Consider the following 11,894-nt stretch of genomic DNA (forward strand, 5'->3'; position numbering starts at 1 on the left):
ATCTGCCGCCATTTCTTCTTACTAACCCATAAAATTTACAAAAATGAGTACAATAGAAAAATTACAGGTAGGAAGAATCTCAGCGTTAGGATTAAAAAATACAGGTGGAACATCAAGCAGTTATAAGGATTTTTTAAATAAGAAAGGAGAATACTATTCTGTAAAACAAAAGTTTCCAAATCTTGACATCGAGGATATTTCAAGGCAGGAAATTACAGGAAATATTAACATCAAATACAAATGATATGGAAGATTTATGTGCTGTTAAACGAACAAGAATTGTTGAGACTACTTCCGATCCGGATTTAACTTCAGGCAGTTTTTATTTCCTTGTTGATGCTAATTATGAGAGAGTGAAAAATACAATTAATAATGCATTTTGGTTTCTTGAAGGAGAAGATGCTAATTTAATGTTATTTCATTTTTTTTCGGATTATAAAGCAGAAAAAGTAGATTATGTAGTTTGTAATTTAGGAAGTGATATTTTTGATTGTATTAAATTGAATACCAATGTATTTCCGAGCGGTGGTTATGTCATAGAATCTAATGGAAAGAAAACTATAAATCCTGAATTAAATGAGTTCAAAAAAAGTGTTACAGAACAAGTTTTAGCAATGTATAGGCAGTCTCCCAAACTTAAAAATTACAGGTTAGAGCCTTCTCAGATTAGCAAAGCTATAGACATGGAATTTTATGCCGAAGCAACTTATCAAAAAGCAGTCGACTGGATCTTTGATAAGATTGGAGTAACCACAACCTTTAAATATTTAGTTGGGATATTAAAGGACAATGCCAAATTTATTGGTAGTTATAAATTTCAGGAATACAACTATCTGCCTTATCTATCTAATTTCGATCCGTTTATAAATGACAGCTTCCTAAAAGCTTTTGGTATTAATCCCACTGTTTTAATTGAAAGATATTCAGTTTCCAAAGAACAACTGAAATATTACAATATCAAGGAGAAAGAAGTAAATCTGGTATACGCCTTTAATGCTGAATTCTGCGGATTCTGGAATGCTCTTATTGATTCTATAGAAGGTTTATACCTTACCTTTCCAGGTATATATGAAATTTTTACGGATAGGGCTAATCTAAAAAAGTTTATTAGGATGATCATCAATATCTTTGAAAACTTCACTGAGCTCAAAGATATTATTGTACGATATGACCATGAAAATAGCCAGGGTTCTATTTATAAGTTTTGCTACCAGCAAGCTTATGAAATCACAATGCTGCTGAGTTTATTACTACCTCTGCCTAAGGCTCCACAGGGACTAAAATCATCATCTGTTTTTGAATTCTTCAGTAATGCACTGGCTAAAATATCTGCAAAAAGCGAACTGTTATTATTAGCCTATAAGTTAGGGTTAAGAGTGGAAAGGACAGCTGATGAATGGGTTTTGATCTCCGATAAAGTAGTGCTGTTTAGGGGAACCAAAGAAAAGGTACTGAAAAGAATAGAACATATTGCAGAAGTAGCAGAGAAAAATCCTAAATTCGTGATGCGCCTTCTCTCTCCAAGAAGACTGGAAGCTTTAATAGATGTGAAAAAAGGAAAAGGAGCCTTTTTAAAAGGTTTGTCAAAAGAAAGCAAATTGATTGTACAGAAGAAATTAGAAGGAGCTAATATTGCTGTTGCTAAATTTAAGGTCAGCTATAAAGGTCGGGTTAAAACAATAGAGTTGAAAGCTTATTCTAGTAGTAATGTAAAAGAGCTTAATAATTTAGGTTTTGCTAAACCTGCTAATTTAAGAAGTGGAGAGAAGATAACCCAGTTTGAAGAAATAACAGAAAAGGGAGTTACTCGGAGGTTTCAAGATACAGAGAGCAAAATCTTTCGGGAGTTTGAAGATTTACATTTAAAGGAAACTATGAATCAGTTAGGGGCAAAATCGGCAAATGATCTAAAAATTGAGGTCGAATTACAAACTATTTTAGATCCATGTAATATTTGTCAGGGACAGATGACTGTTTTTGAAGCTAAGTATAATACAAAGATTGATATTTATAGTAGTGGTGCTAAAGATGGAGAAAAATTGTATGAACTTTATCCAAATTTCAAAATAAAAAAACAATAAAAAGATTATGGAATTAAAGTATTTGAAAAAATTAGAGAATTATTATAATAGCAATCCTAAAATATCAAAAATAGGAGTGCCTGAACAAGAAATAGAAAAGTTCGAGCAAAATTTCAATGTAAAATTTCCCAAAGCTTACAAAGAGTTTCTTTCTTTAGCAGGAAACCGAGATAATATTTTAGGTGATTGGAATAGAGGATTTGAACATTTAGATTGGATACAAGAGAATCTAAAGGAAAGTATGGAAAAAGTAAACTTGCATTTAAAACCATTTTTTGTATTTGCGGAGTATGGGAGAGATCAGGCTCTGTTTTTCTTCTTAAATGATGGTGAAAACCCACCTGTTTATGCTTATTATGAGGATAAAATTGAAGAAAACAATAAAGATGTTTTTTATATTAAGTTCAGAGATTCTTTTAGTGAGTATATTGAAAGGTGTATTGATGAAGAGTTAAAGAAATAGTTCTATTGGTTGCTCTCGGGCAACCTTTTTTTATACAAGAAGCAAATTTTCAGACAGTTTGAAGATGTTTCAAATAAAGCTTGAAACAATAATAAACATTTTTCTTATATAAAATTACGGGAAACCGTAAGGACGGAAATAGTCGTAGAACTACGATTAACATAATTCAATTTTATATGATTTGCTATTTGCTATTTATTTTTTTTCTATATTTTTGAAAAAGCACCAATATTATGAAAAATTTAAAACTTAGAAATATACGAATTGACAAGGGCTATAGACAAAGAGAAATTGCTGAAATTTTGCATACAGATGTTTCCAATTATAGCCGAAAAGAAAACGGAGAAATAGTAATTTATAAGGAAGAATGGGAAAAAATAGCTGTTTTTTTAGATGTTCCCTTAGAAGATATTTATGAACCGGATAGAAAATATCAGAGACGTAAACTGACAAATAAAGACTATATTATAATACTTGAAGATCAAAATCTTTTGTTAAAAACAGAGTTAGGAAAAATAAAATCTCAAATGGAAATAATGAAAACTGAAATAGAAAAAATATTAGATTCAATGTAATTTTAAATTTACTTTCGTTAGTGATAGAAAGTGTTCCTTGCTTATTTTTAGTTTCTAATAGTCATGACATTAAAAATATCAGTTATAGACAACAGAGAAGCTTTAAGCCTCTCTGTTGTCTATTTTTCAAGTTTATTCATCTATCTTATATTTGGTAATATCAAATTCAAAATCAAATAGTTCTTTCGGAGGTATTCCAAAAGCTGATGCTATTTTGAGTAAAGTTTTGATTGTTGGGTTTCCTTTTGATTTTTCAAATTTATTATAATTACTTGCATCAATTTCGGAATTTACAGATACCTCATTCATTGTATCATATTTTTCTTTCCTCAGCCTTTTTAGATTTTCAGAAAAAGCTTCCATATATATTCTTAAAACATCTTCACTGTCCATTATCTTTAATTTTAGGGCAATTTTGTGTTTTCCATAAAAATATTCATGGTAATATATTACCATATTAAATTATATTGTTTATATTTGTAAAATAAGTTACAATAACAGTAACTTTGCGATACTTCAACGATAATAAATAGAAGCTATTGCTTAGAATCTCGATTCGAAAACTGGTAATTTTTAACATGCGAGATGATAAGTAGAAATGCTCACGACCTAGGCGTGGGCTCTCTTATCTGCATGTAAGGTATACCAGTGCCCCGAATCGGATATTGTAGAGTTCCATGCCGTTTTTATTTCTATGCTGTCCCTTTATTCTACAATTTTCTAAGACGCTCCTACAGTAAAAGTATCATTGTGGACAGTTACAATGGGTGTACAACCATTGCGGGAGCAATCCTTATTTATGAAATCTTTCTCGTCTTATCGACCAGACTTTTTGCAACTAGTAGGGGAATGTAGTTATGAGATATATTTTCCCTGCTTTTTCAAAATAAAATTACAACTACCAATGAACATTCTTGGCTTAAGGGGGAATCATGCCCATAAGTCACTTACCTTAATCAAATCTTAAAAAAGCCCTTCCTATGTTACCGTACTGTCGAATTTACTTAAGCATATAGAAGAGCTGATAATAAATTGTTTATCATTTAAAACCAGAGTAAAAGTATGAAAAATATCTTTTGCAGGGGACGTGTGCCCCTTATTTTAGCCGTAACCATAGCTACTACAACATATTCACAAAAAAAATCTTTGAAAATAGGTGATGCTGTACCAAATTCTGTTTGGACAGCCCCAATGGAGGTTGTCAATCATTCACAGAAAACTATAAAATTATCCGAAGATAAAGATAAATTGATCTTACTTGACTTCTGGAATACATGGTGCAGTGCGTGCCTTACAGGCTTTCCTAAAATGGAAGAACTTCAAAAAAAGTTTAGTGGCAAGATAAAAATACTGGCTGTCAGCAATCAGGACAAAGCCACCCTAGAAAAATTCTTTGCCTCTAAAAACGGACAAAGGTATAAGGAGATCCTTTCAGTAGCAGGAGATAAAATACTGCATTCTCAATTTCCTCATAAAGGAGTCCCTTATATTATATGGATTAAGGACGGAAAACTCCTTAATACCACCGATGGGGCTCAGGTAAATGAAAATACCATAAATGAAGTCTTAAGGGGAGAAAGCTCCAGTCTTCAGACCGTTGTATACATGAGTAGGGAAAGGCCTTTAATGTTATCAGAAAGTTTCGATCAGGAGAAAGGGACCAGCCTTACAAATTATTCACTTCTTTCAAAAGGAAGAATAAGAAGTATAGGTTTTGGTTCAGGCTTCCATAGAAATGGAAATATTGTATATGGCCGTCAGTTTACCAATCTCTCCTTACTTGAGATCTTTACCGCTATTACCGATGAAATCTTTCAACAACGAAAAGAATCTTTTAGTAATAAAAGAATAGTTATAGAAGTGAAGAATCCTACTGCACTGGATTATATAAAGAATTCCGAAGGACGTGTGGAGGATTATAACCTTTATAATTACGAATACATCGTTCCGGTATCACTATCCGATTCACTCTATCCGATGATGCTTAAAAATCTTAGCCAATTCGCAGATTATTCCGCCAGTATAGAAAAAAGAAAGGTAAAATGTCTGATTCTTAGAAGAACCTCGCAAAAAGATAGGATCGCTACCAAAGGAGGTGAAATGAAATATAGATTTTCAACCTCAGAATCAGACTTACAAAATATTTCTATGTATGCTTTTGTCAACAGTATTAATGGAATTCCTGAAATAAAACTGCCCATTATAGATGAAACAGGATATACCGGAAATGTGGATTTAAAGTTATTGGGTATTTCAGATCCTGCTTCCTTAAGTAAGGAACTTTCAAAATATGACCTTGAGATCATTGAAGCTGACAGGGATATAAATGTCCTTGTCATTAAGGATAAATCATAGAGGGATATTTATAAGATTGTACATAAATGTACAGGTTATTGATTTTTCACCATGCTTTTGCACTCAATAATAAAACTCTAATAATATACTATGAAAAAAATACTCATGCCATTGATACTATGCAGTAGTATATCACTTATGGCTCAACATACTATTTCCGGACAGGTGCTTGATCAGCTGAGTCAGTCGCCACTAAGGAATGTTACCATAGCTCTAAAAAATAGCAGTACCGCAGTAATCACAGATAGTAATGGCTTTTTCCGGCTTCAGACAAAAGAAAACAAAATTGAGCTTATGGCTTCAGTTCTGGGGTATGAATCCAAGACTATAGAATTAAACCTTCCTCAAAGCATACCCGTAAAAATTATGCTAACAGCTAAGTTTACGGACATAGAAGCTGTTAATATAGCCACCGGATATCAGAAAATTTCAAAGGAAAGAGCCACAGGATCTTATTCTCATGCAGATAACAAACTCTTAAACCAACAGGTTGGAACCAATGTTTTGGATCGTCTCTCCAATATGATAAGTGGAGTAACGATAGACAAGGGAACCTCAGGAACTGCGCAATTGATGATTCGGGGTATCAGTACAATCAATGGTCCTAAATCACCATTGATTGTCGTGGATAATTTTCCCTATGAGGGCGACATTGGTAATATCAATCCCAATATGGTTGAAAGTATTACGGTACTAAAAGATGCATCTGCGGCAAGTATTTGGGGAGCGAGAGCTGCCAATGGGGTTATTGTTATTACAACAAAGAGTGGAAAATTCAGCCAGCCACAGTCACTAGAGTTCACGGCTAATACAAGTATAAGCCCAAAACCTGATTTCAATTACCTAAAGACCATTTCATCATCTGATTTTATAGATGTTGAAACGGAACTCTTTAAAAGAGGTTACTATGATAGTGATATTAACTCTTCATCACATCCGGCTTTATCTCCCGTGGTAGATCTACTGAATAAACAAAAGAAAGGGTTTATGAGTGAGGATGAAGTTAACCGTCAGATTGGGGCTTTAAGGAATATTGATGCCAGAGACCAGTACAGGCGGTATATGTATCTGCCCTCTGAAAAAAGGCAGTACTTTTTAAACATTGCAGGTGGAGTCCCAAAATTTTCGTGGACATCCGGAATTGGATATGATGATAACAAAGGAAATCTCGGAGAGAAATATACCAGAACCAACCTTCGCTTTCAGAATACGTGGCGTGTGATAAAACAATTAACTGTAAATACCGGAATATATTATACAGATACCCGCACAGAAAGTGGGCGCATAAGCTATGGTGGGATTACAATGGCAAGAAACTCATCAGTGCCTTATATGCAGTTGGCAGACAGCGAAGGTAATCCGAGTATAGTGACAAAGGGCTATGATCAGAATTATAAAGATAGTTTTGGATCAGGAAAACTTTTAGATTGGAACTATTATCCACTTTTAGACTGGCAGAATGACCGTACAAAGACTAATGGAACGGAAGTGATGATTAATGCTTCTGTTAATTATAAAATTATAAGAGGATTTGAAGCTGAATTTAAATACCAATATCAGAGACAGAATGATATTACGGAAAACCTTCATAATTCACAAAGTTACTTTGCCAGAAATTATGTAAACAGTTTTGCACAGGTGGATACCAACGGAAATACAAATTTCATTGTTCCAAAGGGCGGGATTTTAGACAAGTCAGGAGCATTAACTATTATCAATAATGTAAGAGGACAACTAAACTATACAGGTAAATGGCATAAACACGGAGTCACAGCAATTGCAGGAGCAGAGAGCCGTGATGCGGTAAGAAGCTATGAATATAACCGTTACTATGGGTATAATGAAAATAGTATGGCTTCCGGTAATGTTGATTATACCCGGCAGTATACACTTCTTCCTACGGGTAATATGGAATTTATCCAGAGAGGGCAATCCCTTGGAAAGAGAACAACTCGTTTTGTTTCTCTGTTTGCAAATGCTGCCTATACTTTTGATAGCAAGTACACTATTTCGGGAAGCTTTCGCAGGGATGCCAGTAATTTGTTTGGGTTAAATACCAATGACCAGTGGAATCCCTTTTGGTCAGTGGGAACGCTATGGGAAATTTCCAAAGAGAATTTTTATCACGTAGAATGGCTTCCTTATTTAAAATTGAGAGCATCTTATGGGTTTAATGGAAATATAGATCCGGCAATGGTTGCTGTAAGTACCATCGCTTTTGATACGGATAAATCCCGTTATACCGGAACATCAGTGGCTCGTTTTGACAATTATTTTAATCCAAGGCTACGTTGGGAAACTTCCAGAATGATTAATGCAGGTGTAGATTTCTCTTCTCGAAACAGCAGAATAAGTGGCTCTGTTGAATATTTTACCAAAAAAGGAACCAACCTTTTTGGCCCCAGACAAATGGATTACACAACAGGTATAGACTATATGCTTTCCAATGTAGCAGAGACAAGCGGACATGGAATAGACGTTGAACTAAAGACCATGAATATTGACAGAGCAGTAAAATGGAATACTATTCTCAATTTCAGTACATACAGGGATAAAGTCACAAAATATTATCTGGCAGATCCTCTGGCAAGCCAATTCATAGGGAATGGCTCTTCTGTACCCATATCAGGAGTAGAGGGATTACCTGTCTATTCCATATTTGCGTATAAATGGGCTGGATTAGATTCTAAAACCGGAGACCCGCAAGGGTATCTTAACGGACAGGTTAGTAAGGATTATTCTCAAATGGTAGGTGTAGGTACTTCAGTTCAGGATTTAGAGTTCTACGGCTCAGCGGTTCCTACGGTCTATGGCTCATTTGTGAACTCCTTTAGCTACAAAAACTTGAGTATGGATATAGGTATTTCTTACAAGTTTGGATACTGGTTTAGAAGAAATTCAATAAACTATACCAACTTATTTACCAGCTGGGCTGGACATAGTGATTATGCCTTCAGGTGGCAAAAAGAGGGTGATGAAGCCTTTACCAATGTTCCATCCAATAATTATCAGAGTGATGCAAACAGGGATGCGTTCTACGGAGGATCAAGCGTACTTGTTGAAAAAGGAGACCATATAAGATTACAATATATCAACCTCACATATACTTTTGATAAGGCTCTTTTTGGGTCCCCTGTTTTTGAAAGTCTGAGTTTATTTGTGAACCTAAGCAATCTGGGCATTTTATGGAGGGCTAATAAAAGTGGAATTGACCCGGATTATAACCTTGGAATTAGCGGATTAAGACCTCCGGGTGTTTATACAATAGGGCTTCGTGCCAAATTCTAACCTGATTATTTCAATACTATATTATTATGTTATGAAAGAAACATTGAAAAAAATATTTAGATTTTTATCTGTATTAGTAGTGTTAACGAGTTGTAGCAGATTTTTAGATGAAAAGTCTGACTCGCAGTTGGCTACTCCCCAAACCCTTGAAGATAATCAGGCATTATTGGATAGAATAACAGATGTACTGGGAGATTTTGCTTCCAGCGGGATGACCTCCTCTGATGAATTTTATTTATCAGATAGCGATTATAATTCCTTGGAATATAATGAAGATAAAAGATTGTATACGTGGCAGCCCGATTATGTATCCACCAATCAAGGGGTAGGAAATGATTGGTATTCTTGTTACAAGGCTATTTATGTAAGTAATGCAGTGCTTGACAATCTGGAAACCTATCATATTTCAGGAGCTGAGAATGTAAAAGGTCAGGCATTAGCACTGCGTGCCATACGCTATCTTGATGCTGCACAGATATGGTGTGTGGCTTATAATGAGGCAACAGGAGGACAGGATTTAGGTTTACCACTCCGGTTAGATTCTGATATGAACCAGACTTCGGTAAGGTCTTCGGTTAAACAGACTTATGATCAGATTCTAAGGGATTTAACTCAGGCTGTGGAATTACTGCCTGTAAAGCAGGTCGCTGCCAGCAGACCTTCGAAGATTACAGCACTTGGGTATTTGGCAAGAACTTATTTATATATAGGAGATTATGAAAAAGCTTTACAATATGCACTATGGGCATTAGAACTGCAAAATACTTTAATGGATTTTAATACGCTGAAATCATCAGATACTTATCCTATTAAAGATATGAACGCTGAAGTTTTATTAAGAACTACGATGCGTATTTCAGGACCTGTGCGTTTTGCGGTAGCTAAGGTTCCATTAAATTTATTTCAATTATATCATGAGAATGATCTTAGAAAACTGATTTACTTTAGGGTAAACCCTAATGGGGATATTATATTTAAAGGAAACTATACAGGAGGTTCTTCGGGGAAAATGACCAGTGTTGCAGTGGATGAGCTATATTTGATCGCAGCAGAATCTTATGCTCAGACTGGTGATGTTACCAAATCTATGAAAATGCTTAATGATCTTCTAATCACCAGATGGAAAGCTGAAACATTTATACCTTTTATAGCTAATTCCAAAGAAGAGGCATTACAGCTTATTAGGAAAGAAAGACAAAAGGAGCTATTGTTCAGAGGAATTCGCTGGCCGGATTTGAAAAGATACAACCGTGATGGCGCTAATATTACCTTAACAAGAACTATTGAAAATAAATTATATTCTTTGCCTCCTAATGATCCTCGCTATGCTATAGCTATTCCAGAGGATATTATTAAATTGTCGGGGATGCCACAGAATCGTAGATAGAATAATAAATTGCCATTAAGTATAATAAACTGGCTTGAAAAATTAAAGGTTGGCAATTTTGCCAACCTTTGTTATAAATTAAGGTCTACGATCCATACTGATCGAAAGTACCTGAGCATTTGTCTTACCGGAAAGTACGGCATTGATAGAAGAACCATCGGGAACTATTATTTTACAGGGTCTTTCTCCTTCAGTTTCACAACCTGGAAGTTCTGTAGCTTGCCAATGGCTTGGATCAGCAAATGCACCAGCTGAAGTTAAAGAGCTGTTATAAAAATAGGTTACAGGAGCTGCTTTCTTTTCAGCCAATTTGAATGACATTGTAGTTCCAGCAAAGATGATAGCAGCAATAGCTAAAGCATTAGTTTTAAAAAATTGGTTAATTTTCATAATTCAGGTCTTTTTTAAGATCAAAAAAGATTACCGTAAAAACTTTAGAAATTTGCCTGGTAAGCAGTGAGATAATAAACTGGATATATCCTTTGTATCTATAGGCTATAAATAAACCTTGCTATACCAAATATTATTTATTCCTCAGACTTTTCAAACAAATTGTGGTTAATAAATACATTTTAGTTTTTCAAGTTTAAGCAGTTTTCGACTGCCTAATTTTAAGGTTAAACAATAAATTTAAGTACACATATAAAATCTTACTGTAACTCTTATCATAGAATAGTTTCAATAAGATTTTAAATTATTTTTATTTATTACCAGTAGAGCGCCACTGGCTAATATTACGCTCACAATATTAAAATATAGATGCTCAGTCCATCCCATTTTTTCTAAAATTCCCCCGCAGGAACAAGGAATGTGTTCTTTAAAATTTAGGATTACAAATATGTAACAGGTAAAGGCTATCATTAATATGAGGCTAAATACTAAACCAGTTTTTCGAGTTCTTCGGTAGCAAAGTAGCCCGGCAATTAGTAATTCCAGTATAATTATATTATAGGAGATGGCAACAGCATAATTATGAGATGAAAACACTTGCTCCAACTGCGTCTGGAATTTAGAAAAATCCATGAGTTTACTAATAGCTGCATATATAAACAGCAATATGAAAAAATAAGTTGTAAACTGTATAAGCCTTGTTTTGATTCTATTTGTTTCCATTATCAAAAAAATTATCCTTTTCTAACTAAAATCCATTTTACATTCTTACCGCAATATGTTGGCATTATTTCTCCTTTTGAGATATAAACGACCGTGCTGATTTTTCCTTCAGTTTCCCATTCCCCGCTAACCGTACATTTCTTTCCAGTGCTTAGTGATATTTCTTTGTTTTCCACTCCTATGGTTTTAAAGGTTGAGTACATTAAAATGTATTACCTGACGGTATCCTTTTTAATCCTCCAATGCTGTTTGTCCCTTTTAGGCTCCTCATCATCTTTTGCTGCCTGATCCTGATCTGTTTCTTCAGAAGCACTGTTTTTATTTTGGGCTGATATTTTTTGGCTTTGCAATTTTGTACTTTGTTCTTTCTGCTGCGGATTATTCAAATCTGAAACATCTCTTTCACATGAGTACATAAATATTACGGAAGCTAAACTTAAAATTGAGATATACTTTTTCATGATTATTAATGATGGTTTAAAAGTTATCCCGGCCGGTTTTATGAGTAGAATTCTGAGGCTAAATTAGAATGACTAAGCATTTGAAAAAAGCAATAGTGGGTAGAAAGGATACTTTATGACGTCATAAAGTATCCTTTCTACCCACTAAATATTGTTTTACATGACTGAATA

The 11,894-nt window shown here is 34.3% G+C and carries 12 protein-coding genes; 7 read left to right on the top strand and 5 right to left on the bottom strand.

All coding sequences use genetic code 11. The features are described 5' to 3' along the window. Nucleotides 1-43: 43 nt before the first annotated feature. The 4 genes from BAZ10_RS07470 (at nt 44) to BAZ10_RS07485 (ending at nt 3,119) form a co-directional block, all read left to right on the top strand. A complete protein-coding gene (locus BAZ10_RS07470) occupies nt 44-244 on the top strand; it encodes a hypothetical protein (RefSeq protein WP_049038886.1) in 201 nt (66 codons plus the stop codon). Between the two features lies 1 nt (nt 245). Then, the gene (locus tag BAZ10_RS07475; RefSeq protein ID WP_078771528.1) at nt 246-2,081 is read left to right on the top strand and encodes a hypothetical protein; all 1,836 of its coding nucleotides are present in this window, start codon (nt 246-248) and stop codon (nt 2,079-2,081) included. A 7-nt stretch (nt 2,082-2,088) separates the two neighbouring features. Then, a complete protein-coding gene (locus BAZ10_RS07480) occupies nt 2,089-2,544 on the top strand; it encodes an SMI1/KNR4 family protein (RefSeq protein WP_078771529.1) in 456 nt (151 codons plus the stop codon). Nucleotides 2,545-2,777: 233 nt separating this feature from the next. Next, the gene (locus BAZ10_RS07485; RefSeq protein WP_078771530.1) at nt 2,778-3,119 is read left to right on the top strand and encodes a helix-turn-helix domain-containing protein; all 342 of its coding nucleotides are present in this window, start codon (nt 2,778-2,780) and stop codon (nt 3,117-3,119) included. Nucleotides 3,120-3,251: 132 nt separating this feature from the next. Here the strand turns inward: BAZ10_RS07485 and BAZ10_RS07490 are convergent, their stop codons facing one another. Next, nucleotides 3,252-3,512 (bottom strand): helix-turn-helix domain-containing protein, encoded by a 261-nt coding sequence (locus BAZ10_RS07490; protein WP_078771839.1) that lies wholly within the window; start codon nt 3,510-3,512, stop codon nt 3,252-3,254. Between the two features lie 669 nt (nt 3,513-4,181). Here BAZ10_RS07490 and BAZ10_RS07495 point away from each other — a divergent pair. The 3 genes from BAZ10_RS07495 to BAZ10_RS07505 all read left to right on the top strand — a co-directional run bounded on the left by BAZ10_RS07495 (nt 4,182) and on the right by BAZ10_RS07505 (nt 10,149). Continuing rightward, entirely contained in the window at nt 4,182-5,474 is a 1,293-nt protein-coding gene (locus tag BAZ10_RS07495) for a TlpA family protein disulfide reductase (protein WP_078771531.1), read from the top strand. Between the two features lie 90 nt (nt 5,475-5,564). After that, on the top strand, nt 5,565-8,762 hold the full coding sequence (locus tag BAZ10_RS07500) for a SusC/RagA family TonB-linked outer membrane protein (RefSeq protein ID WP_078771532.1): 3,198 nt from the start codon (nt 5,565-5,567) through the stop codon (nt 8,760-8,762). A 31-nt stretch (nt 8,763-8,793) separates the two neighbouring features. After that, nucleotides 8,794-10,149: a RagB/SusD family nutrient uptake outer membrane protein gene (locus BAZ10_RS07505; RefSeq protein WP_078771533.1), complete on the top strand. Its 1,356-nt coding sequence runs from the start codon at nt 8,794-8,796 to the stop codon at nt 10,147-10,149. A 78-nt stretch (nt 10,150-10,227) separates the two neighbouring features. On the opposite strand, the gene BAZ10_RS07510 is transcribed toward BAZ10_RS07505, so the two are convergent. From BAZ10_RS07510 to BAZ10_RS07525, 4 genes are all read right to left on the bottom strand, one after another. Next, nucleotides 10,228-10,539, bottom strand: coding sequence for a hypothetical protein (locus tag BAZ10_RS07510; protein ID WP_078771534.1), 312 nt, complete (start codon nt 10,537-10,539; stop codon nt 10,228-10,230). A 288-nt stretch (nt 10,540-10,827) separates the two neighbouring features. After that, nucleotides 10,828-11,262 carry a MauE/DoxX family redox-associated membrane protein gene (locus BAZ10_RS19475; protein WP_078771535.1) on the bottom strand — a complete coding sequence of 145 codons (435 nt, stop codon included), beginning with the start codon at nt 11,260-11,262 and terminating at the stop codon, nt 10,828-10,830. 11 nt (nt 11,263-11,273) lie between these two features. Beyond that, nucleotides 11,274-11,465 (bottom strand): hypothetical protein, encoded by a 192-nt coding sequence (locus BAZ10_RS07520; RefSeq protein ID WP_078771536.1) that lies wholly within the window; start codon nt 11,463-11,465, stop codon nt 11,274-11,276. 9 nt (nt 11,466-11,474) lie between these two features. Then, the gene (locus BAZ10_RS07525) at nt 11,475-11,723 is read right to left on the bottom strand and encodes a hypothetical protein (RefSeq protein WP_078771537.1); all 249 of its coding nucleotides are present in this window, start codon (nt 11,721-11,723) and stop codon (nt 11,475-11,477) included. Between the last annotated feature and the right edge of the window lie 171 nt (nt 11,724-11,894).

This window comes from Elizabethkingia occulta (genome assembly GCF_002023715.1).
GTDB lineage: Bacteria > Bacteroidota > Bacteroidia > Flavobacteriales > Weeksellaceae > Elizabethkingia > Elizabethkingia occulta.

Excerpts from the sequence above, each read along its gene's own strand:
- BAZ10_RS07470 (WP_049038886.1), top strand. The coding sequence starts at position 44 with ATGAGTACAATAGAAAAATTACAGGTAGGAAGAATCTCAGCGTTAGGA.
- BAZ10_RS07475 (WP_078771528.1), top strand. The coding sequence starts at position 246 with ATGGAAGATTTATGTGCTGTTAAACGAACAAGAATTGTTGAGACTACT.
- BAZ10_RS07480 (WP_078771529.1), top strand. The coding sequence starts at position 2,089 with ATGGAATTAAAGTATTTGAAAAAATTAGAGAATTATTATAATAGCAAT.
- BAZ10_RS07485 (WP_078771530.1), top strand. The coding sequence starts at position 2,778 with ATGAAAAATTTAAAACTTAGAAATATACGAATTGACAAGGGCTATAGA.
- BAZ10_RS07490 (WP_078771839.1), bottom strand. The coding sequence starts at position 3,512 with ATGGACAGTGAAGATGTTTTAAGAATATATATGGAAGCTTTTTCTGAA.
- BAZ10_RS07495 (WP_078771531.1), top strand. The coding sequence starts at position 4,182 with ATGAAAAATATCTTTTGCAGGGGACGTGTGCCCCTTATTTTAGCCGTA.
- BAZ10_RS07500 (WP_078771532.1), top strand. The coding sequence starts at position 5,565 with ATGAAAAAAATACTCATGCCATTGATACTATGCAGTAGTATATCACTT.
- BAZ10_RS07505 (WP_078771533.1), top strand. The coding sequence starts at position 8,794 with ATGAAAGAAACATTGAAAAAAATATTTAGATTTTTATCTGTATTAGTA.
- BAZ10_RS07510 (WP_078771534.1), bottom strand. The coding sequence starts at position 10,539 with ATGAAAATTAACCAATTTTTTAAAACTAATGCTTTAGCTATTGCTGCT.
- BAZ10_RS19475 (WP_078771535.1), bottom strand. The coding sequence starts at position 11,262 with ATGGAAACAAATAGAATCAAAACAAGGCTTATACAGTTTACAACTTAT.
- BAZ10_RS07520 (WP_078771536.1), bottom strand. The coding sequence starts at position 11,465 with ATGTACTCAACCTTTAAAACCATAGGAGTGGAAAACAAAGAAATATCA.
- BAZ10_RS07525 (WP_078771537.1), bottom strand. The coding sequence starts at position 11,723 with ATGAAAAAGTATATCTCAATTTTAAGTTTAGCTTCCGTAATATTTATG.